The sequence below is a fragment of the Campylobacter sp. CNRCH_2013_0671h genome, from assembly GCF_025773055.1.
In the GTDB taxonomy this organism is placed as follows: domain Bacteria; phylum Campylobacterota; class Campylobacteria; order Campylobacterales; family Campylobacteraceae; genus Campylobacter_D; species Campylobacter_D lari_D.
Genome location: NZ_JAKMTG010000004.1, coordinates 28,687 through 49,392, shown reverse-complemented (window position 1 = coordinate 49,392; position 20,706 = coordinate 28,687). Strand labels below are relative to the sequence as shown.

General features: G+C 32.7%; 22 protein-coding genes and 1 pseudogene. 17 read left to right on the top strand and 6 right to left on the bottom strand.

What is annotated here, in order from left to right; translation table 11 throughout:
• Positions 1 to 5 precede the first annotated feature (5 nt).
• The gene (locus L8X97_RS03940) at positions 6 to 1,373 is read left to right on the top strand and encodes an L-serine ammonia-lyase (RefSeq protein WP_263662690.1); all 1,368 of its coding nucleotides are present in this window, start codon (positions 6 to 8) and stop codon (positions 1,371 to 1,373) included.
• 90 nt (positions 1,374 to 1,463) lie between these two features.
• A complete protein-coding gene (gene map / locus L8X97_RS03935; protein WP_263662689.1) occupies positions 1,464 to 2,219 on the top strand; it encodes a type I methionyl aminopeptidase in 756 nt (251 codons plus the stop codon).
• 16 nt (positions 2,220 to 2,235) lie between these two features.
• Here map and L8X97_RS08395 read toward each other — a convergent pair whose 3' ends face one another.
• The 4 genes and pseudogenes from L8X97_RS08395 to L8X97_RS03920 all read right to left on the bottom strand — a co-directional run bounded on the left by L8X97_RS08395 (position 2,236) and on the right by L8X97_RS03920 (position 6,289).
• The gene (locus L8X97_RS08395; protein WP_263665375.1) at positions 2,236 to 2,862 is read right to left on the bottom strand and encodes a methyl-accepting chemotaxis protein; all 627 of its coding nucleotides are present in this window, start codon (positions 2,860 to 2,862) and stop codon (positions 2,236 to 2,238) included.
• Between the two features lie 501 nt (positions 2,863 to 3,363).
• Positions 3,364 to 4,038 (bottom strand): annotated as a pseudogene (locus L8X97_RS08390) (DAHL domain-containing protein); the annotation flags it as partial.
• Positions 4,022 to 4,945 (bottom strand): cytochrome-c peroxidase, encoded by a 924-nt coding sequence (locus L8X97_RS03925; RefSeq protein WP_243705637.1) that lies wholly within the window; start codon positions 4,943 to 4,945, stop codon positions 4,022 to 4,024. The pseudogene L8X97_RS08390 and the gene L8X97_RS03925, both read right to left, overlap by 17 nt.
• A 54-nt stretch (positions 4,946 to 4,999) precedes the next feature.
• Positions 5,000 to 6,289, bottom strand: coding sequence for an MFS transporter (locus L8X97_RS03920; RefSeq protein ID WP_133319144.1), 1,290 nt, complete (start codon positions 6,287 to 6,289; stop codon positions 5,000 to 5,002).
• Between the two features lie 135 nt (positions 6,290 to 6,424).
• Here L8X97_RS03920 and infA point away from each other — a divergent pair, with 135 nt between their 5' ends.
• The 15 genes from infA (at position 6,425) to flgE (ending at position 18,526) form a co-directional block, all read left to right on the top strand.
• A complete protein-coding gene (gene infA / locus L8X97_RS03915; RefSeq protein ID WP_012660842.1) occupies positions 6,425 to 6,643 on the top strand; it encodes a translation initiation factor IF-1 in 219 nt (72 codons plus the stop codon).
• Between the two features lie 173 nt (positions 6,644 to 6,816).
• Positions 6,817 to 6,930 (top strand): 50S ribosomal protein L36, encoded by a 114-nt coding sequence (gene rpmJ, locus L8X97_RS03910; protein ID WP_002781429.1) that lies wholly within the window; start codon positions 6,817 to 6,819, stop codon positions 6,928 to 6,930.
• 3 nt (positions 6,931 to 6,933) lie between these two features.
• Positions 6,934 to 7,299, top strand: a complete 366-nt coding sequence (gene rpsM, locus L8X97_RS03905) for a 30S ribosomal protein S13 (RefSeq protein ID WP_012660843.1) — start codon at positions 6,934 to 6,936, stop codon at positions 7,297 to 7,299.
• 9 nt (positions 7,300 to 7,308) lie between these two features.
• A complete protein-coding gene (gene rpsK / locus L8X97_RS03900) occupies positions 7,309 to 7,701 on the top strand; it encodes a 30S ribosomal protein S11 (RefSeq protein ID WP_133319145.1) in 393 nt (130 codons plus the stop codon).
• A gap of 30 nt (positions 7,702 to 7,731) precedes the next feature.
• Complete coding sequence (gene rpsD, locus L8X97_RS03895; protein WP_263659172.1) at positions 7,732 to 8,358, top strand: 30S ribosomal protein S4; 627 nt, start codon at positions 7,732 to 7,734, stop codon at positions 8,356 to 8,358.
• 14 nt (positions 8,359 to 8,372) lie between these two features.
• On the top strand, positions 8,373 to 9,386 hold the full coding sequence (locus tag L8X97_RS03890; protein WP_039627711.1) for a DNA-directed RNA polymerase subunit alpha: 1,014 nt from the start codon (positions 8,373 to 8,375) through the stop codon (positions 9,384 to 9,386).
• Positions 9,387 to 9,389: 3 nt separating this feature from the next.
• Positions 9,390 to 9,743, top strand: coding sequence for a 50S ribosomal protein L17 (gene rplQ / locus L8X97_RS03885; RefSeq protein ID WP_012660847.1), 354 nt, complete (start codon positions 9,390 to 9,392; stop codon positions 9,741 to 9,743).
• Positions 9,744 to 9,859: 116 nt separating this feature from the next.
• Positions 9,860 to 10,759, top strand: coding sequence for an ATP phosphoribosyltransferase (hisG, locus tag L8X97_RS03880; RefSeq protein ID WP_263662687.1), 900 nt, complete (start codon positions 9,860 to 9,862; stop codon positions 10,757 to 10,759).
• A gap of 9 nt (positions 10,760 to 10,768) precedes the next feature.
• Positions 10,769 to 12,049 (top strand): histidinol dehydrogenase, encoded by a 1,281-nt coding sequence (gene hisD, locus L8X97_RS03875; RefSeq protein ID WP_263662685.1) that lies wholly within the window; start codon positions 10,769 to 10,771, stop codon positions 12,047 to 12,049.
• Positions 12,046 to 13,113: a bifunctional histidinol-phosphatase/imidazoleglycerol-phosphate dehydratase HisB gene (hisB, locus tag L8X97_RS03870; protein WP_263662684.1), complete on the top strand. Its 1,068-nt coding sequence runs from the start codon at positions 12,046 to 12,048 to the stop codon at positions 13,111 to 13,113. The genes hisD and hisB overlap by 4 nt, the downstream gene beginning before the upstream one ends.
• A complete protein-coding gene (hisH, locus tag L8X97_RS03865; protein ID WP_263662683.1) occupies positions 13,110 to 13,691 on the top strand; it encodes an imidazole glycerol phosphate synthase subunit HisH in 582 nt (193 codons plus the stop codon). Before hisB ends, hisH begins: the two co-directional genes overlap by 4 nt.
• Positions 13,692 to 13,697: 6 nt before the next feature.
• Positions 13,698 to 14,432: a 1-(5-phosphoribosyl)-5-[(5-phosphoribosylamino)methylideneamino]imidazole-4-carboxamide isomerase gene (hisA, locus tag L8X97_RS03860; RefSeq protein WP_263662682.1), complete on the top strand. Its 735-nt coding sequence runs from the start codon at positions 13,698 to 13,700 to the stop codon at positions 14,430 to 14,432.
• Positions 14,414 to 15,181: an imidazole glycerol phosphate synthase subunit HisF gene (hisF, locus tag L8X97_RS03855; RefSeq protein ID WP_263662681.1), complete on the top strand. Its 768-nt coding sequence runs from the start codon at positions 14,414 to 14,416 to the stop codon at positions 15,179 to 15,181. Before hisA ends, hisF begins: the two co-directional genes overlap by 19 nt.
• 11 nt (positions 15,182 to 15,192) lie before the next feature.
• Positions 15,193 to 15,819, top strand: a complete 627-nt coding sequence (gene hisIE, locus L8X97_RS03850) for a bifunctional phosphoribosyl-AMP cyclohydrolase/phosphoribosyl-ATP diphosphatase HisIE (protein WP_133319155.1) — start codon at positions 15,193 to 15,195, stop codon at positions 15,817 to 15,819.
• Between the two features lie 223 nt (positions 15,820 to 16,042).
• The gene (flgE, locus tag L8X97_RS03845; RefSeq protein ID WP_263662679.1) at positions 16,043 to 18,526 is read left to right on the top strand and encodes a flagellar hook protein FlgE; all 2,484 of its coding nucleotides are present in this window, start codon (positions 16,043 to 16,045) and stop codon (positions 18,524 to 18,526) included.
• Positions 18,527 to 18,692: 166 nt separating this feature from the next.
• On the opposite strand, the gene L8X97_RS03840 is transcribed toward flgE, so the two are convergent.
• Positions 18,693 to 19,274, bottom strand: a complete 582-nt coding sequence (locus tag L8X97_RS03840) for a zeta toxin family protein (protein ID WP_263662677.1) — start codon at positions 19,272 to 19,274, stop codon at positions 18,693 to 18,695.
• A gap of 133 nt (positions 19,275 to 19,407) precedes the next feature.
• Positions 19,408 to 20,649, bottom strand: coding sequence for a multidrug effflux MFS transporter (locus L8X97_RS03835; RefSeq protein ID WP_220567024.1), 1,242 nt, complete (start codon positions 20,647 to 20,649; stop codon positions 19,408 to 19,410).
• Between the last annotated feature and the right edge of the window lie 57 nt (positions 20,650 to 20,706).

Here is a 20,706-nt window from a genome sequence, read left to right as displayed (position 1 = left end):
GATGAATGAGTAGTAATTTAAGTATATTTAAAGTTGGTGTCGGTCCTTCATCTTCTCATACTTTAGGACCAATGCTAGCAGGGAATATGTTTTGTGAAAAAATTAAAGATAAAATCACACAAATTACAAAAATTCAAATCAAACTTTATGGCTCTTTATCGCTTACTGGTAAAGGCCATTTAAGTGATAAAGCTATTATATGGGGGTTGAGTGGCTTAAGAGCAAAAGAATTAAATGTTGCTTTGCAAGATCGTGTGTTTAATAAAATTTTGCAAGATAAAATTTTGGTTTTAGATGCTCAAAAAGAATTAAATTTTGATTATGATAAAGATTTGGTTTTTGAAAAAGACTTTTTACCTTTGCATGAAAATGGATTGAAAATAAGTGCTTATAATGAAAATGGAGAAATCATTGCTGAAGAAATTTATTATTCAGTAGGTGGTGGTTTTGTTATGAGTGAAGCTGAACTTCAAAAACACAAAGACGGAGCTTGTGAGCAAAAACATACCAAATTAGAACTTGATATTAATAACGCAAGCGATGCTTTAAGAATTTGCGAAGAAAATTCATGGGATCTAGCAAAACTCTCTTATGAATATGAGCTTCAATTTCACACTAAAGAAGAAATTAGAGCTTATTGTTTAGAAATTTGGGAAGTAATGCAAGAAGTTTATTATAATGGTATTCATCCAAGCTCAGATTTTCTTCCAGGGAATTTACATTTAAAACGCCGTGCCAAAGGACTTAATGAGCGTTTGGCTATGACAAGTGATCCTTTAGGAATTATTGATTTTATTTCTTTATATGCTATTGCTATTGCAGAGGAAAATGCAAGTGGAGCTAGAGTGGTAACTGCACCAACTAATGGTGCATGTGCTGTTGTGCCTGCTGTAATGCTTTATCTTAAAAATCATACTATTGGTTTTAACGATGAAAAAGCCATTAATTTTTTACTTACTGCTATGTTAATAGGCTCTTTTTATAAGAAAAATGCAAGTATAAGTGGTGCTGAAGCTGGCTGTCAAGCTGAAATTGGTAGTGCAAGTTCTATGGCAGCAGGAGCTATGGCTACTGTAATGGGTTTTGATGCAAAGATAGCTTGTAATGCTGCTGAAATTGCAATGGAGCATCATTTAGGTTTAACTTGTGATCCAGTAAGTGGTTTAGTGCAAATTCCTTGTATAGAAAGAAATGCCTTTGGAGCGATTAAAGCAATTTCAGCTGCTAGAATGGCAATGAGTAGAAAATCAACTCCAAAAGTAAGTCTTGATGAGGTTATAAAAACTATGTATGAAACCGGCAAAGACATGAACTCAAAATACAAAGAAACTTCTTTAGGTGGTCTAGCTACTAATCTTACAAGTGTATGTTAAAACCTTAAGTTTTAAAACTTAAGGTTTTTTCCTTAAAGCTTTTAAAAGCGCATAAATGCTAAATTTTTAAAAATTTTAAGGAAAATATAAATGATAGAAATCAAAAAACCAGCAGAAATAGAAAAACTACGCAAGGCAAATGAACTTGTAGCTAGAACGCTTGACTATCTAGAGGGCATTATAGTTCCGGGTATGAGTTTAAAAGAAATTGACATTAAGGCAGAAGAATTTATACTTGATCATGGTGCAAAACCATCTTTTAAAGGCTTATATGGTTTTCCAGGCAGTATTTGTATCTCGCTTAATCAAGCTTGCATTCATGGTGTAGGGGATGAGCGTATTTTAAAAGAAGGCGATATTTTAGGGCTTGATGTGGGTACTTGCATAGATGGATATTATGGAGATGCAGCAAAGACTATACCTATAGGTCAAATTTCAGTCACTGATGAGGCTTTGATTGCTTGTGCTAAAGATGCTTTGTATTATGCTATAGATATTATCAAAGAAGGTATGCGTTTTAAAGAGCTTTCATATGAGCTTGGCGAGTTTATCACTAAAAGAGGATTTGTACCTTTGAAAGGTTATTGTGGTCATGGTATAGGTAAAAAGCCGCACGGTGAGCCTGAAATTCCAAATTATTTAGAACCAGGTGCTAGTGCAAAAAGTGGACCTAAAATCAAAAATGGCATGGTATTTTGCATAGAGCCTATGGTATGTCAAAAAGATGGCACACCGGTACATTTAAAAGGTAATTGGGAAGCAGGAAGCAAAGATGGATTAAATGCTGCTCATTATGAGCATTGTGTTGCAATTATAAATGGCAAAGCAGATATTTTATCTAAGTAAGAAAGTTTAAACTTTCTTACTCAAATGTTTTTAGTTTTTCTGAAAGTTTAGAGGCATTTTCTAAAACATCTTGTGAAATTTGTGTTAGCTCGAGTGAATAGTTTTTAACACAATTTGCAAGTTCAGTCACTTTTTCTACATTTTGTTCTAACTCATTCATTTTAGCTTTTGACTCATCGCTTTTTTCTTCCATAATTTTAGTAGAATGGATACTTGTTTTTAATTTTTCTATAGAAGCACCGACTTCACCTTGTAAGATATTAGCTTTGTTAGAAGTATCACTCATGGATTGATGAATTCCATCCATCAAGCTTTTGTTGTCATTAATTTGTTGTACTATAGTTCTTACAGTAGTTTCTATAGCGACTAAAGATTTTGTAGTTTTATCAGCTAAGTTTCTAACTTCATCAGCAACAACAGCAAAGCCTCTACCATGTTCTCCTGCGCGAGCTGCTTCAATAGCTGCATTTAAAGCTAGCAAGTTAGTTTGATCGGCTATATCTTTAATGGCTGCTGTAACTTCTACAATACTATCAGCACTTTGTACCAGTATATCCATAGCACTTAAAACACTTTGTTCTTTTTCTCCACTTAGTAATATAAGCTCTACTAGCTCTTTAAGCGTTTTTTCAACTTCTCCCATAACTTCTTGCATATCATGCATATCTTTTATAGTATTTTTAGCTAGATTTTGAGTTAAGTCTATATGACTTTCTAAAACAGAACTTATTTCATGGACATTAGAAATTTGCTCATGTTGTAAAAGTGAACTTTGCTGTAAAATTTCAGCATTTTGGGAAAGTTTTTGTGAGCTTTTGTGGCTTGAATTTGCAGTTTGTATGGCTTCTAAAACTGAATTTTGCACTATCTGTATGAAAGAATTAATATAGTTAGCACTTGTAGCTAATTCACTTTTTTTATCAATGTCTAATCTTGCACTTAAATTCGCATGTTCTCCTGCTAGATTTGCACTTAGTTTTTCAAGTAAAGATATAGGTATGATTACTTTTTTTAATGTTAAAAGTATGAAAAAAATCAATACAACTAAGGTAAATAGGAAAATTCCTATAGCTGTATAAAGATTATATTTATTTTGTAGATTGATATTTTTAGCAATTAAATTTTGGTGTGCTAGAATTTGTTTTTGCAGTTCTTGATCAAGAAAACTTTGAGAATTATCTTTTAATATTTTAATTTGACTTAATATCATCTTACAATGTGTATTAAAAAGCTCAAATAACTCTTGTGGTAATTGAGAATCTTTTGCGTTTAAATTTGTGACAAGATTTTGTAATCTATTTTGTGCTAAAGGTTCTAATATATCCATAGTTCCTATAATGCTTAAAATATTTCCTATATATTCTATTTGTTTAGCCTCTTGAGTAGTGAGTGCTAATTGATTTGTTTGTTTGATGATTTCTTGTTGAATTTCGTAAAGATAAAGCTTTGAATTTATAGCAATAGAATTGGCTGATTTAAAATGTTGTAGTTGTGTATTTTTTTTCTGAAAAATTGCTTCTAGCTTTTTAGTATCTATTTCATTAGCTTTTAAAATAGCTAAAGTATTTTCAAAATCTTTTACTAGTTTGACGCTGATGTCATAGTTTTGTAGATTTAGTTTATTTTTAAAAATTTCATCTATTTTAGTATCTAGAATTTCTAATTTTTGAAAAGAATCCATAATAAGTGAATTTCTTTTGGTGGTATTGTAAGTATTAAAAATAAATAAAGTCAAAGTTAAAAGCAATACCAAAACCACTATGGATAAAGTGATGAATTGTTTTAAAAAAGAGAAAGTTTTTTTATTTGAGTGGATCATGGTATTCTCCTGTTAAAGAATTTAAAAATGCAACTATATCATCAACTACATCTTGCTCTAAAAATTTACCAAGCTGATAATACGCCATAAATTGTACGCAAGCATCAAGTGTTGGCATAGAACCATCATGAAAATAAGGAGCAGTTTTGGCTATGTTTCTAAGACTTGGCACTTTTACTACAAATTGATCGTGAGGATCTTGAGTGATCTCATAGCGTCCTTTCCAATTTGTTCCATTATCATAAGGAACAAATACCCCCATTTTTTGATACATATTTCCACCTATATTTTGTCCTTGATGGCACGCTATACAACCATTTGATAAAAAGGCATTATAGCCTCTTTTTGCTTGTTCGCTTATAGCATTTTTATCTCCCTTTAAGTAGCGGTCAAATGGGGAATTTGGCGTAAGTAAGGTTTTTTGAAATTCAGCTAAAGCATCTGCTATATTATCAAAGGTAACTTCTCCGTAAAGTCTTTTAAATTCTTTTTCATAAATTGCGTTAGTTTTTACTATTTGCACCACTTCATCTGCATCTTTTAACCCCATTTCTTTAGGGTTTAACAAAGGATGTTTGGCTTGTTCTTGTAAATCTTTTGCATTGCCTCTCCAAAATTGTGCTAGGCTAAAAACGGCATTAAAATTTGTAGGAGTATGGAATGGCTCATCTATTATGCCATTAATACCTGTTGAAAAAGTTTTATTATCTACTCCAAAATTTGCAATATCATGACAACTATTGCAAGATACTTTTTTATCTTTTGATAAACTTGTATCCATATAGAGTTTTTTTCCTAAAATAGCTTTTTCTTTATTATAAGGAATGCTTTCTGGTATAGGTGTAATCATTTCAAATGCTAAAAGTGGCAACAAAGAAAGTATTAAAACAATAAAAATTTTCATAATCATTTTCCTTTAATTTTATAAATTTTTAATTAATAATTTTTTTTAATTATAACATTAAAATCTTAACCTCTTATAAGTAAATATGGTAGTTATCAGTGTTATCAGGGATAAAAACAAAATATAAATAAAAATTCCATACACGAAAGGATTTTCAGGTTTTATAGCCAAAGAATGTAATGCAAATACAAGTTGAGGAGTGAAACCACCCGCTATTGCATAAGCTATATTATAAGAAAAAGAAATTCCACTAAAACGAATACTTGGCTTAAAAATTTTACACATTAAAATAGGTGCTAAAGCATTAATACCACCAAAAAAACACGCTATAAAATAAAAATATATACTCAAATGCAAAATTTGAGCATAGAAAAAATAAAAATAAAAAAAGCACGATAAACTAAATCCTATGGTAAAAATTAAAGCGGTAGCTAAAAAACCAAATTTATCAACCCAAATTCCAGCAAGTAAAGTTCCACAAGATAAAATTACTATTGCAAACATTTGGATTAAAATCGCATCTGTTTTATCAAGAATTAAAACTTCTGATATAAAATTAGGCATAAGTAAAATAAGTATTATCACGCAAGCTGTGAGCATCCAAGTTAAAAGCATAGAAGCAATGATGTCTAAATAAATATTTTTTTCTTTAAAAAGTGTTTTTAAAGGAAATTTTTCTAAATCATTTTCTTGTCGCATTTTTTGAAAAACAGGTGTTTCTTCTAAAAATTTTCTAAGATATATAGAAATGATACCAAAAAATCCACCTATAGCAAATGGAATACGCCAAGCATATTCATAAATTGCTTCTTGATCAAAGTAATGATTAATCGCTAAGGCAACAATACAACCTAAAAGAATTCCAAAAGCCATAGAAGCATTAATAGCGCTAATATAAAAACTATCTCTTCCATCGGGTGCATGTTCTTTTACAAATACCCAAGCACCAGGGAGTTCTCCGCCTATAGCTATACCTTGAGCTATTCTAACAAGTAGTAAAAAAATAGGAGCAAAATATCCTATAGTTTCAAAAGTAGGTATAAAAGCTAGAGAGAAAGTTGGAAGCACCATGAGTAATATACTAAGCATAAACATCTTTTTGCGACCCATTTTATCTCCAAAATGTGCCATAATTATACCACCGATTGGTCTAGCTAAATATCCTGCCGCGAAAGCCCCATAAGTGTTTAAAAGTTTCCAAAAATCACTTAAATCACTAGGAAAAAAATTTCTTGAAATATAATTAGCAAAAAATACAAAAATAACAAAATCATAAAATTCTAAAGCTCCACCCAAAGAAGATAAGGAAAGAGTTTTAAAATCACCTCTTTTTAAAGTTTTTGACATCTATAAATACTTTCTTTTTGTAGTAATTTTGTAATTATAGTAAAAATATTATAGTTTGTAAAAAAATATTAAAAATTTAAAAAGAAAAATTGTGATAAAATAATAGCTTTGTATTTTATAGAAAGGAGAGAAATATTGGCAAAAGATGATATTATCGAAATCGATGGTAATGTAATCGAAGCTTTACCTAATGCAACTTTTAAAGTTGAATTAGATAATAAACATGTGATACTTTGTCATATTGCAGGTAAAATGCGTATGCATTATATTAGAATTATGCCTGGCGATAGAGTTAAAGTAGAGCTAACGCCTTATAGTCTTGATAAGGGTCGTATTACATTTAGATACAAATAAGTCTAAGTTGTTTAAAAGCAAAAGTAAAGTATAATTAGCACTTTTGCAGAAATTGCAATAAAACTGTATGAAGAAGTATTTTCAAAATCACCACTTATTTTGAAAATAGTTGGTTGCTCTAAAAACCTGGTGCAGTTGTAAAAAAGTGGAATTTACAATAACAGGAGTAAAGCATGAAAGTTAGACCATCTGTTAAAAAGATGTGTGACAAATGCAAAGTAGTTCGTCGTAAAGGCGTAGTTCGCATTATTTGCGAAAATCCAAAACACAAACAAAGACAAGGATAATTTATGGCTCGTATTGCAGGTGTAGATTTACCAAAGAAAAAAAGAATTGAATATGGTTTGACTTATATTTATGGTATAGGTTTGCATACTTCAAGAAAAATCTTAGATAAAACCGGAATTTCTTATGATAAAAGAGTTCATGAGTTAAGTGAGGACGAAGCAGCGGCTATCCGTAAAGAAATTCAAGAAAACTATATGGTTGAGGGTGATCTTAGAAAACAAGTTGCTATGGATATCAAAGCATTAATGGATCTAGGAAGCTTTAGAGGCTTAAGACATAGAAAAGGCTTACCGGTTCGTGGTCAAAAAACAAAAACAAATGCCAGAACTAGAAAAGGTAAGAGAAAAACCGTTGGTGCAAAATCATAAGGATAGAAAATGGCAAAAAGAAAAGTTGTTAAGAAAAAAATAGTTAAAAAAAATATAGCTAAAGGTATAGTTTATATCAGTGCAACATTTAATAATACTATGGTTACTGTAACTGATGAAATGGGAAATGCTATTGCATGGAGTAGTGCAGGTGGTTTAGGATTTAAAGGTTCTAAAAAATCAACTCCTTATGCGGCACAACAAGCAGTAGAAGATGCTTTAAATAAAGCAAAAGAACATGGTATTAAAGAAGTAGGCATTAAAGTACAAGGGCCAGGAAGTGGTCGTGAAACAGCAGTTAAAAGTGTAGGTGCTATGGAAGGTATCAAAGTAACTTTCTTAAAAGATATTACCCCATTAGCTCATAATGGTTGTAGACCACCAAAACGTCGTCGTGTCTAAGAATAAGATATAAGATTTAGGAGAATTATAATGGCAAGATATAGAGGACCAGTAGAAAAATTAGAAAGACGACTTGGCGTAAGCTTGGCAATGAAAGGCGAAAGAAGATTAGCAGGTAAAAGTGCTTTAGATAAACGCCCTTACGCACCAGGTCAGCATGGACAAAGAAAAGCTAAAATTAGTGAATATGGACTTCAATTAAGAGAAAAACAAAAAGCTAAATTTATGTATGGTGTTAGTGAAAAACAATTTAGAAGATTATTTAGTGAAGCTGCTAGAAAAGATGGCAATACCGGTGCGCTTTTGATCCAGCTTTTAGAACAAAGACTTGATAATGTTGTTTATAGAATGGGTTTTGCTACAACACGCCGTTTTGCTAGACAACTTGTAACTCATGGACACATTTTAGTAAATGGTAAAAGAGTAGATATTCCTAGTTATAGAGTAGAAGCAGGCCAAAAAGTTGAAGTGATTGAAAAAAGCAAAAACAATCCTCAAATTTCAAGAGCGATCGAACTTACTGCTCAAACTGGTATAGTTGCTTGGGTTGATGTAGAAAAAGATAAAAGATTTGGAATTTTTACAAGAAAACCTGAAAGAGAAGAAGTTATCATTCCAGTTGAGGAAAGATATATCGTTGAGTTGTACTCTAAATAATAAAGGTTTTTGATATGAGACATATTACAACTTCTGCTTATACACCAACAGAGTTTAGTATTGAAAATATCAGTGATACAGTAGCAAAAGTAAGTGCATGGCCTTTTGAAATCGGTTATGCTATTACTTTGGCGCATCCTTTGCGTCGTTTGCTTTATTCAAGCACAGTAGGTTTTGCTCCAACAGGAGTTAAAATCAAAGGCGTAGCGCATGAATTTGATAGTATGCGTGGTATGCTTGAAGATGTAGCATTGTTTATTATCAATCTAAAAAAATTAAGATTTAAACTAAAAACAGATTCTGAAAAAGAAATCGTAACTTTTAGTTTTAAAGGACCAAAAGAAATTTGCGGAAAAGACTTAGACAATGAAGTTGTTGAAGTTGTGAATGCAGATAGCTATCTTGCAACGATTAATGAAGATGCAGATTTAGAATTTACTTTAATCATTGAAAAAGGTATAGGTTATGTGCCTTCTGAAGAAATTCAAAATTTCTTAGATCCTGAATTTATAGCACTTGATGCGTTCTTTACTCCGGTAAAACATGCGGTTTATGATATAGAAAAAGTGCTTTTTGAAGATAATCCAGATTATGAAAAAGTTGTTTTTACAATCACAACTGATGGTCAAATTTCACCAAGTGACGCTTTTAAAAATGCTTTAGAAGCAATGTATAAACAATTATCAGTGTTTGATAAAATCACTAATGCACAAAGCGTTGTAAGAAGTCAAACACCAAATAATGAAGTAGAACATGTAAAATTACTTCAAAATATAACTGAGTTAAATTTAAGTGCAAGAAGTTTTAACTGCTTAGAAAAAGCAAATGTAGTTTATATTGGTGAACTTGCCTTAATGAGTGTTAGCGAACTTGCAGATTTAAAAAATCTTGGTAAAAAATCTTTAGATGAGATTAAAAGTGTAATGGAATCTATAGGTTTCCCTATAGGAAATTCAAAACTCAGTGATAGTGCAAAAGAAACGCTAAAGAAAAAAATTACAGAATTAAAAGCACAAAATGAAGGATAATCAATGAGACATAGACATGGATATAGAAAGTTAGGTCGCACTTCTACTCATCGTGCAGCCTTATTAAAAAACCTTACCATTGCTATTATTAAAGCAGGTAAAATAGAAACAACATTACCTAAAGCAAAAGAATTAAGAGGTTATGTTGAAAGATTGATCACTCGTGCAAGAAAAGGTGATTTCAATGCTCACAGAGCAGTTTTTGCTAGCTTGCAAGATAAAGAAGCTACAAATAAACTTGTAACAGAAATTGCACCTAAATTCGCAGATAGAAATGGCGGTTATACAAGAATTATCAAAACAAGAATCCGCCGTGGCGATGCTGCAGAAATGGCTTTCATCGAATTCGTAGCTTAATTTTTAGCCTTTTAAAGGCTAAAAACTTCTTATTTTTATTTATTTACTTACTATTTTTTGTATTTTTATCCATTTTTTGCTACTATTAATCTTTTTAACTACAAAAAAGGAAAAAAATGCAAGAAAATTCAAGATTACGCATAGCTATACAAAAATCAGGTCGTTTAAGTAAAGATTCTATTGCCTTGCTTGAGTCCATAGGCGTAAAACTTCGCATACACGATCAAAGTTTAATTGCTTTTTCTACAAATTTACCTATTGATTTACTTAGAGTAAGAGATGATGATATACCAGGGTTAATTTTTGATGGAGTAGTAGATCTTGGCATAGTTGGGGAAAATGTTTTAGAAGAAAATGAGTTAGAAAGAAAATCAAAAAACGAAAATGCAGATTTTATAATGCTTAAAAAGCTTGATTTTGGTGGGTGTCGTCTGTCTTTAGCATTGCCAGAAAATAGTGAGTATAAAGGTATAGAAAGTTTTAAAAATTTACGCATAGCAACTTCTTATCCACAGCTTTTAAAGCGTTTTATGGAAGAAAATAGCATTCCTTATAAAACTTGTATGCTAACAGGCTCAGTTGAAGTAGCACCAAGTGCAAATTTAGCTGATGGAGTTTGTGATTTAGTTTCAAGTGGAGCTACTTTAAAAGCAAACGGACTTAAAGAAGTTATGGTGATTTATAAGTCAAAAGCTTGCATTATCCAAAGAAAAGAAAGTTTAGCTTCACACAAACAAGAATTAATCGATAAATTACTCATTAGAATTCATGGAGTTATGCAAGCAAGAGAGTCAAAATACATCATGTTGCATGCTCCTATTGAAAAGCTAGAAAAAATCACAGCCTTGTTACCAGGTGTTGAAAAACCTACAATTTTACCTTTAGAAAATGATAAAGCTAGAGTGGCATTACATATGGTAAGTCAAGAAAATTTATTTTGGGAAACTATGGAAGCTTTGAAAAAAGAAGGTGCAAGTGCGATTTTAGTTTTACCTATTGAAAAAATGCTCTCTTAAAGGATAAAAATGCAAATACTTGATTTTGAAAAATTAAACCAAAACGAACAAGAATTAGCACTCAAGCGTCCTGCTATGAGTGCTAATGCGCAGGTTAAAACCATAGTAGAACAAATCATTGAAGATGTCAAAACAAATGGCGATGAAGCTTTAAAACAAATGGCTATAAAATTTGATAAAGTAGAGTTAAATTCCATCAAACTAAGCGATGAAGAGCTTAGTAATTTAGCAGAGCAAATTGATGATGAGTTAAAACAAGCTATTAAAATAGCTTATGAAAATATCTATAAATTCCACAAAGCTCAAGAAAGTCAAACCATAGAGGTTCAAACCTTTGAAGGGGTAACTTGCAAGGTACTAACAAGAGCCATTGAAAAAGTAGGGCTTTATATACCAGGAGGCTTAGCACCACTTTTTTCAACCGCACTTATGCTAGCTATCCCTGCTAAAATTGCAAAATGTAAATTCATAGCCTTAGCTTCCCCAGCGCCATTACATCCTGCCATTGCTTTTGTGGCAAAACTTTGCGAAGTTGATGCAGTGTATCAAATAGGTGGAGCAGGAGCCATAGCAGCGCTTGCTTATGGAACGCAAAGTGTGCAAAAAGTGGATAAAATTTTTGGCCCAGGAAATGCCTTTGTAACTGAAGCCAAAAAGCAAGTTAATAATCATGGAGTAGCTATTGATATGCAAGCAGGGCCTTCTGAAGTGTTAGTTTTAGCAGATGAGTTTGCTAATGCTAAATTTATAGCCTCAGATTTACTCTCGCAAGCTGAACATGGAGCAGATTCTCAAGCGATTTTAGTTTGCACAAGTGAAAAATTAGCCAAAGAAGTAGATAGTGAAGTTGCTTTACAGCTTGAAAAACTCTCGCGTAAAGAAATTGCTTCCAAATCTTTAGCACACTCTAAAATCATTCTTGCAAAAGATATAAAACATGCCATAAGTATTTCAAATGACTATGCACCTGAGCATTTGATCATTCATACACAAAATCCATCTAGCTTACTTGATGATATTATGCATGCAGGTTCAATATTTTTAGGTGAGTATTCTCCAGAATCCATGGGAGATTATGCAAGTGGGACAAATCATGTATTGCCAACTTATGGTTTTACTAAGTCTTATTCTTCATTAGGGCTTGCTGATTTTATGAAAAGAATGACTGTACAAGAACTTAGCAAAGAAGGCTTTAAAAAGCTTGGTCCTGTGGTGGAAATTTTAGCAGCAGCTGAAGGGCTTGATGGGCATAAAAATGCCGTGAGTTTAAGATTAGAAAGTCTAAAATGAGTGCAAAAATTTTATTTATCGATAGAGATGGCACGCTCATTGATGAGCCAAAAGATGATTTTCAAATCGATTCTTTGGAAAAACTTGAGTTTGAAAAAGGTGCTATCAATGCGCTTTTAAAGTTAAAAAATTTTGGTTTTAAATTTGTTATGGTAAGTAATCAAGATGGTCTAGGCACAAATTCTTTTCCTAGGGAAAATTTTGACAAGGCTCATGAAAAAATGCTAAGTGTTTTTCAAAGTTGTGGCATAGAATTTGAAGATATTTTTATATGTCCGCATTTTGAGCATGAAAATTGCGCCTGCAGGAAGCCAAAAACTGCCATGCTTGAAAACTATATCAAAAATAAACTTTATGACAAAAATAAAAGTTTTGTTATCGGCGATAGAGACAGCGATATGCTTTTGGCGCAAAATCTTGAAATTCAAGGTTTAAAATATGATAAAAATGATTTTAATTGGGAGCAAATCGCTGATTTTATTTTACAAAATTACCGCAGTGCCTGTATAGAGCGTAATACCAAAGAAACCCAAATTCAAGTTAAAATAGCTTTTAATGAAAAAGCAAAAGCTAATATAAAAACAAATATCGCATTTTTTGATCATATGTTAGAGCAAATTGCTACGCATGCAAATATATCTTTAGAGATAAAATGCAAAGGAGATTTAGAAGTTGATGAACATCACAGCGTAGAAGATGTCGCACTTGCTTTGGGCGAGGCTATTAAAAATGCACTAGATCAAAAAATAGGTATTGCAAGATATGGCTTTGTTTTACCTATGGATGAGTGCTTGGCAAGTTGCGCGATTGACTTTTGTAATAGACCGCATTTAGTTTATAAGGCTAAGTTTAAAAAAGAAAAGCTTGGAGAATTAAGCACAGAAATGATAGAGCATTTTTTCTACTCACTAAGCTATGCTATGGGTGCGAGTTTGCATTTAAAAGTTAAAGGCAAAAACGATCATCACAAAGCCGAAGGACTTTTTAAAGCCTTTGCAAGAGCTTTAAAAATGGCTATAAAAATAGAAAATGAAAACCTAGCAAGCTCTAAAGGAGTGATATGAAACTAGCTATTATAGATACAGGTTGTGCGAATTTAGCTTCACTTGCTTTTGCACTCGAGCGTTTAGGACAAAAAAGTATTATCACGCATGATTTAAAAGAACTCTCACAAGCAGATAAGCTTTTACTTCCTGGTGTTGGCACAGCAGCTAAAGCAATGGCTAATCTACAAGCACTTAATTTAGAAAATTTTATCCAAACTACCACAAAACCACTTTTAGGCATTTGTCTTGGTATGCAAATTTTGGGTAAATTTTCAGAAGAATTACACCAAAAAACACTTGGTATTATGTCTTTTGAAACACAAAAATTCCAAGAAAAAACAAATTTTACTTTCCCGCATATGGGGTGGAATCAAGTCTTTAGCTCACATGAGCTTTTTAAAGATTTAGATGGAGCTTATTTTTATTTTGTGCATAGTTATTGTGTGAGTTTAAATGAATACACCATCGCAGAGTGTGAGTATTCTACCAAATTTAGTGCAAGTTTAAACAAAGACAATTTTTATGGTGTGCAGTTTCACCCTGAAAGAAGCGGCAAAGCGGGTGAAGTATTATTAAAAAATTTCATAAATATGTAGGTAAAAATGCAAACTCAAATCATTCCGGCATTAGACTTAATAGATGGCAAAGTGGTAAGGCTTTATAAAGGAGATTATACTAAAAAGCAAGAATACAGCTTTGATCCTTTGGCTAAATTTCAAGAGTATGAGGCTCAAGGCATTGCTTGGCTTCATTTGGTGGATTTAAGTGGTGCAAAAGATCCTAGTAAAAGACAACTAAAACTCATAGAAAACCTAGCTTCAAAAATCAAAGTAAATCTTCAAGTAGGTGGAGGAATTCGCACTAAAGATGAAGTTAAAGCTTTGTTTGATAGCGGTGTTAAACGCGTAGTTATAGGCTCTTTAGCGGTTAAAAATAAGCCCCTTGCACAAGAGCTTTTAAATGAATTTGGCGTAGAAAGTATAGTCTTAGCGCTTGATAGTATTTGCGTTAAAGATGAGTTTTTTGTGGCTGTTGATGCATGGAGTAAAACAAGCGATGAGAGTTTGTTTGGGCTTTTAAATTTTTATAAAGATGTAAAACATATCTTATGCACAGATATTTCTAAAGATGGCACGATGAGTGGAGCAAACATCACTTTATACAAAGCTTTGCATAAGAAATTCCCACATTTGCAAACCCAAGCAAGTGGAGGTGTGGCGAGCTTAGAAGATTTTAAAAAGCTAAATGGCATAGTAAGTGGTATCATCGTAGGTAAAGCCTTGCTTGATAAAGAATTTAGCATAAAGGAGGCTCAAGAATGCTTACAAAACGCATAATCGCATGTTTAGATGTAAAAGATGGTAGAGTAGTTAAAGGGGTGCAGTTTAAAAATCATGAAGATATGGGAGATGTTATAGAACTTGCTAAATTTTACTCACAAAATGGCATTGATGAGCTTGTATTTTATGATATTACAGCTTCAGCCAAGAATGAGCGTATCAATAGAGCTTGGGTAAGCAAAGTAGCACAAAATATCTCTATACCATTTTGCGTCGCAGGGGGTATAAAAAGCGAAGATGATGCAAAAGAACTTTTAGCAAATGGTGCTGATAAAATTTCTATTAATTCCCCTGCTTTAAATGATCCTGATTTAATCTCACGCCTTGCAAAAAGCTTTGGAGTTCAATGTGTAGTCGTAGGTATAGACACTTTTAAAGATGAAAACAACGAGCTTTTAGTATATAAATATACTGGAGATGAGAGCAAATCTCATCATAGTGGTAAAAAAACACTAGAGTGGGTAAAGCAAGTATGCGAGCTAGGGGCTGGCGAAATCGTGCTAAATATGATGAATCAAGATGGCATGAGAAAGGGATATGATCTCGATCAACTTGCTAAAGTTAGAAAAATTTGCCCTGTGCCTTTAGTGGCAAGCGGTGGTGCAGGAGCTAAAGAGCATTTTTTGGACGCTTTTAAACTTGGTGTTGATGGAGCTTTAGCAGCTTCAGTGTTTCATAAAAAACTTATAGATATTAAAGAATTAAAACTATTTTTAAAAGATCAAGGCATACAAATTCGTATTTAAAAGGAAAAACTATGGGTATAAATGAAGAAGAATTTATAAAAAGCATAAATTGGCAAAAGGTAAATAACCTTATCCCTGTGATAATCCAAGATTATCATTCTTGTGAAGTTTTAATGCAAGGTTTTATGAATGAACAAGCTCTAAGAGAGAGTTTTAAGCATCAAAAGGTTGTATTTTACTCACGCACTAAAGAGCGTTTGTGGATGAAAGGTGAGCAAAGTGGGAATTTCTTGCATATCATAGATATGGGACTTGATTGTGATAGAGATTGTATTTTAATCCTTGTAAAAGCTCAAGGCGCTACTTGTCATACAGGCGATACTTCTTGTTTTGAAACGCTTTCTAAAAAAGCTGATTTTGTATTTTTATCGCGTCTTGAAAGACTTATCAACTCACGCAAAAACACTTGTGCAAGCTCTTCTTACACGGCTGAACTTTTTTCAAAAGGTACTAAACGCATAGCACAAAAAGTAGGTGAAGAAGGCGTTGAAACCGCTTTGGCTGCTACTATTAAAGATAAAGATGAGTTGATAAATGAAGCTGCTGATTTACTTTATCATTTAGAAGTGTTATTAGCTGATGCGGATTTGAGTTTAAATGATGTGATTGCTAAATTAAAAGAAAGAAATAAAAGTTAAGCGTGATTTCTCACGCTTAATTAAGCAATATTTTTGAAAAGATTCACTAACTATATCGAGTAATTTTAAAAAAACTTTACACATTAAAACCTAATTTTTGATTTATTTTCTACTTTTTAATTTCATTTTATTTGTATTTTTGGAACACTTATTGCTTTGTCTTGGCTAAGCAATAGTAGATTGTGAAGTAATCACAAAGCAATATTTTTTAAAGGATTTAATTATGATGAGATCTCTTTGGGCTGGGGTTTCAGGACTCCAAGCACACCAATACGCAATGGATGTAGAAGGTAATAACATAGCCAATGTTAATACATTTGGTTTTAAATATTCTCGTGCGGATTTCTCAACGCTTATGAGTCAAACTTCTAAGATAGCTACAGCTCCAGATGGCAACCTAGGTGGTAAAAACCCTATGCAAGTTGGACTTGGTGCAGGTGTAAATTCTACTACTAGAATTCACTCTCAAGGTAATATCCAAACTACAGACAAAAACACCGATATGGCTATCAATGGTGATGGATTTTTCATCGTTTCAAATGATGGTGGCACTACGCAGTTTTTTACCCGTGCAGGGGACTTTAAAACAGACGCAGTAGGAAATTTCGTAGATAATAACGGCTACACCGTTCAAGGTTGGAATTATAATCAAGAAACAGGGCAAATTGACTCTTCAACTTCAGTGCAAGATATAGTTATCCCACCTGGTATGAGCATGCCTGCTAGGCCAAGTACTTCAGTAAGTCTTACAGCAAATTTAGATAGTGGTAATACTTTAGGTATGAATGCTTCTGCTAAGCGTCCTATCTATGCTTTAGATTCTACTCATGGTAGAAGAGAAGATACTGGAACAGCTGTAGATGAAAATGATACTGGCCATACTGAGTTTTATACTACTTCAAAAAGTGGAGCCCAAGTAACGGAAAAAGGCGTAGATATGGGCGTGGTGTTTAACGCTCAAGGTGAGGGTTTAAACCTAAGAGATGGTCAAGGAATTTGGATAAGCTATGCTGATGCTAAACACACATCTAATATGACAATGAATCAAGCTTTACCTACAAATAGAGCCGAATTTAAACCTGAAACAAATTATACTTTTTGGGGTTTTAAAGATGGAGAGCAATCTTATCCTGCTAGATTAGATATAACTATAAATGGAGTTAATATTGTAGCTGAAGGTATTGGTCAAGAAACTTTTATCAACGCTATCAATGCTAAGACAGCTGAAACTGGTGTAGTGGCTTCAGTGGTAGATGGTAAAATTACTTTTACTAATGATAATAGCACAGGAACCACAGCTAAATCAAAAAATTTAAATATTCAAATTAATGCACAGAATACTACAGCAGGATCTCAAGTAAGAACTAGACGAGATAATGTTGAAACAGGTGGAGATATTAATGGAATTTTAACAGCTGAGCAAACAGCAGATAGAGCTTGGCTTGGAACTGAAAATGGACAAGCAAATGGACAAGCAAAAACAAGCGTTCAGGTGGTAACTGCTCATGAGTATATTTATAGTAAAAATAATGTAGATATAGGGGCAGATCCTAATCCTAATGCAGCAAATGCTAACGAAGCTAATATGCCTGATATGAATAGTAAAAGATTTTTCCATACTACTGAGGATTTAAGAGAGCTTTTACAAAGAGATGCAAGATGGGGCGTGGATTATGATGGCGATGGAACATTAGAAAACTGGGGACAAGGTAATAATAATCCAAATGGTTCTCCTGGACAAGCAGATGCTAATGCTGGTGTTAAAGTAGTAGTAGAAAGTGATGGTAGATTTAAAATAACAAACCCAGCTGGTGAAAACGCTAAAAATATGACTTTTAAAGTTACAGGTTTTTCAGATGAGGTAAATAAAATCGCTACTAATGATAAATTCACAGCTATGTTTAGCGCCTTAGATGGAAATTTCAACGCAGGTAATAATGAAAAATATTCTCAAGACATGTATTTATCAGCTCATACTGCTAGTATAGAAATCTTTGACTCATTAGGAACTAGACATGAGCTAACCGTGCAATTTACCAAACAAACTAAAACAGCAGATGGTGGGGCTGAATGGTCTATCATCATTTCAGTGCCTGAACCTGCAGAGATTAATTTTAGTGGTGATGGTGCTCCGGGAAATATAGTAGTAGGAAATTTAAGATTTGGTAATGATGGCTCACTTCAAAGCTATACACCAAATGTATTAAATTTCACCGGAAATAACGGCTCAAAACCTGATCAAGTAATCAAACTTGACTTTGGTACAACAGGTGGTTTTGATGGTTTAACAAGCTATGATAAAGACTCATCTACTACTAAACAAGAAACAGATGGTTACACAGGGGGTAATCTAAAGCCAGACGCATTAAGAACTGATGAGAATGGTTATATCTATGGAGAATTTACAAATGGTAAAACTCTAGCTCTAGCTAAGGTTGCTCTAGCTACTTTCCCAAATAATATGGGTCTTGAAGAAATGGGTAATAACCTTTATAAAGCGACAGCAAACTCAGGAACAGCTACCATAGGTCATGCAGGCGAAGGCGGTAGAGGGGGCTTAAAAGGTTCAGCCATAGAAATGTCGAATGTGGATTTAAGTCGTGCATTAACAGAGCTTATCGTAATCCAAAGGGGTTATCAAGCAAACTCAAAAACGATTACCACAAGCGATCAGCTTTTAAATACTTTGCTTCAATTAAAACAATAATCTTAACCCAAGGTTTTAAAACCTTGGGATCAAGCTTTACAAGGTTATCGAGGTAGCCTTGTAATACTTGATAGCCTTGAAGCCTTCAATCTATTGCTAACTCACTTCTTTCTTGCCTTAAGGAGTGAGTAGCATGATTTGCATATCGACAAGTTAAAATAAAAATTTATAAACTTGGATTTTTAAAATTTATCATTAATGGTTCTAGCCATTTGGTAGTTTCAAATACTTCTAGCTTGTTGTTTTTAAATTCTAAGAGTTTTTTATAATTTTGAGTATTGTCAAAAATAGTAATGTGGTTACAGAATTTAGCAACGGTGTTAAAATTTTGTAAAGACTCGTAGTATCTTTTTTCTATAAGCTCTTCTTTTATATCATGCCCGCCTTTAGCTACGCGAATTTTAACTCTTTGTTTTGCCGTGTTTGGAGAGTCTAGTCCGATGTAGTAAAGATTTATAGTGTAAGAATTTTTTTGTAGCTTTTTGAATAAAGATAAAATGCTAGTGCCACAAAGTGTGGTTTCTTGGTTAAAATCATAAGCTTTTTTAATATAGTTTTCACGCATTTTAATGGCTATCCTTGAAGCTCTAAATTGATCTTCTTGATTTTTCCAATCACCAAAGCTACTTACGATTTCATCGATGTTGATTCTAAGTCCAAAGTCTTTGTTTTTTTCAAGTTCATTATAATATAAGGTAGTTTTTCCACATCCATTAACACCTGCAAAAATAGTAGCTATTTTTTTCATTAATAAAGCCTTTATTTTATTGATTGATGAGAAATTTTAACATAAATTGTTTATAAGTGTTTTGAAAATAAATATAAAGTTTTTTGAAAAAGGTTCGATATAGTTAGTGAATCTTTTCAAAAATATTGCTTAATTAAGCGTGAGAAATCACGCTTAACTTCTTTTTGATTTTATTTAACTTTCTTTTATTAATCAAACTCAGATAAGAAATCAAAGATAAAAATGTGCAAGTTCCTAAAATAAGTGATAAAAATATAGGTGTATTGGCATTTAAAAGACTTACTAAAAATGCCATTACTCCCGCCATAGCAAATTGTGCTGCACCTAAGAGTGCTGAAGCACTGCCTGCATTTTGTTTTGATCTTGCCATGGCTAAGGTTGTGGTATTTGGCAGGATAAAACCCAAACTTGCTATGATAAAACACAAAGGAATTTCAAAAGCCCAAAAACCTAGCTCAAAAGTTGCACCCAAAATGAGTAAAAAAGTTAAAAAAGTAATTACCATAAGCGCTCTAGGGAGTATATAATAAGGAGAAAATCTAAGGACTAATCTTGCATTGATATTTGCACATATAACAAAGCTTAGAGCATGAGCTCCAAAAAGGGCTGCGTATTGTTGCTCGCTTAATCCAAAAACGCGTGTAAAAACAAAAGATGAGCCGGTTAAATAAGCAAAAAAACCTGCAAATATTAAATTTCCACAAAGCAAATATACTACAAAACGGCGATCTTTTAAAACTTTTTTGTAACTTTTTGTAACCTCTTTGTGATTGAATTTTTTTCCTTTGGTGTTGTGATTGCTTTCTTTTAGAACAAAAATAACAAGTAAAAATAAAATAAAGCCTAAGATAAACAATGTTAAAAATATACTACGCCAAGAAAAAAATTCAAGTAAAATTCCACCAAAAGTAGGAGAAAGCATAGGCGCTAAAGAAGTAAAAACCATCATTAAAGCATAAACTCCTGCTGCTTCTTTAAGCTCAAAAACATCATTTACTATAGCTCTTGCTACGACTACACCCACGCAACCCCCTAAAGCTTCAAAAAAACGCAAAGCTATAAAAGCATGAATGGAATCAACTAAAACACAAGCAATACTTGAAGAAATAAAAATAAAAAGTCCTATGTATAAAGGTTTTTTTCTTCCATACACATCACTTAATGGTCCATATAAAAGCTGACCTAAAGAAAAGGCGATGAAAAAACTTGCAAGAGAAAGTTGAGTGTAAAAAGAATTTGTTTGAAAGCTTTTTTCTACTTCATTTAAAGCAGGTAAATACATATCAGTTGAAAGTGGTGCTATGGCAGATAAAAAGCCTAGTATGATAATGAGTTTGAGTTTTTCAAAACCTTTTATTTGGGTGTGTTTTTGCATAAAATTTCCTAAAGTCTTTTTACCATTGTATAGCAAAAAGTCTAAAATAAACAATAA

Excerpts from the sequence above, each read along its gene's own strand:
- L8X97_RS03940 (WP_263662690.1), top strand. The coding sequence starts at position 6 with ATGAGTAGTAATTTAAGTATATTTAAAGTTGGTGTCGGTCCTTCATCT.
- map (WP_263662689.1), top strand. The coding sequence starts at position 1,464 with ATGATAGAAATCAAAAAACCAGCAGAAATAGAAAAACTACGCAAGGCA.
- L8X97_RS08395 (WP_263665375.1), bottom strand. The coding sequence starts at position 2,862 with ATGGGAGAAGTTGAAAAAACGCTTAAAGAGCTAGTAGAGCTTATATTA.
- L8X97_RS03920 (WP_133319144.1), bottom strand. The coding sequence starts at position 6,289 with ATGTCAAAAACTTTAAAAAGAGGTGATTTTAAAACTCTTTCCTTATCT.
- rpmJ (WP_002781429.1), top strand. The coding sequence starts at position 6,817 with ATGAAAGTTAGACCATCTGTTAAAAAGATGTGTGACAAATGCAAAGTA.
- rpsM (WP_012660843.1), top strand. The coding sequence starts at position 6,934 with ATGGCTCGTATTGCAGGTGTAGATTTACCAAAGAAAAAAAGAATTGAA.
- rpsK (WP_133319145.1), top strand. The coding sequence starts at position 7,309 with ATGGCAAAAAGAAAAGTTGTTAAGAAAAAAATAGTTAAAAAAAATATA.
- rpsD (WP_263659172.1), top strand. The coding sequence starts at position 7,732 with ATGGCAAGATATAGAGGACCAGTAGAAAAATTAGAAAGACGACTTGGC.
- L8X97_RS03890 (WP_039627711.1), top strand. The coding sequence starts at position 8,373 with ATGAGACATATTACAACTTCTGCTTATACACCAACAGAGTTTAGTATT.
- rplQ (WP_012660847.1), top strand. The coding sequence starts at position 9,390 with ATGAGACATAGACATGGATATAGAAAGTTAGGTCGCACTTCTACTCAT.
- hisG (WP_263662687.1), top strand. The coding sequence starts at position 9,860 with ATGCAAGAAAATTCAAGATTACGCATAGCTATACAAAAATCAGGTCGT.
- hisD (WP_263662685.1), top strand. The coding sequence starts at position 10,769 with ATGCAAATACTTGATTTTGAAAAATTAAACCAAAACGAACAAGAATTA.
- hisB (WP_263662684.1), top strand. The coding sequence starts at position 12,046 with ATGAGTGCAAAAATTTTATTTATCGATAGAGATGGCACGCTCATTGAT.
- hisH (WP_263662683.1), top strand. The coding sequence starts at position 13,110 with ATGAAACTAGCTATTATAGATACAGGTTGTGCGAATTTAGCTTCACTT.
- hisA (WP_263662682.1), top strand. The coding sequence starts at position 13,698 with ATGCAAACTCAAATCATTCCGGCATTAGACTTAATAGATGGCAAAGTG.
- hisF (WP_263662681.1), top strand. The coding sequence starts at position 14,414 with ATGCTTACAAAACGCATAATCGCATGTTTAGATGTAAAAGATGGTAGA.
- hisIE (WP_133319155.1), top strand. The coding sequence starts at position 15,193 with ATGGGTATAAATGAAGAAGAATTTATAAAAAGCATAAATTGGCAAAAG.
- flgE (WP_263662679.1), top strand. The coding sequence starts at position 16,043 with ATGATGAGATCTCTTTGGGCTGGGGTTTCAGGACTCCAAGCACACCAA.
- L8X97_RS03840 (WP_263662677.1), bottom strand. The coding sequence starts at position 19,274 with ATGAAAAAAATAGCTACTATTTTTGCAGGTGTTAATGGATGTGGAAAA.
- L8X97_RS03835 (WP_220567024.1), bottom strand. The coding sequence starts at position 20,649 with ATGCAAAAACACACCCAAATAAAAGGTTTTGAAAAACTCAAACTCATT.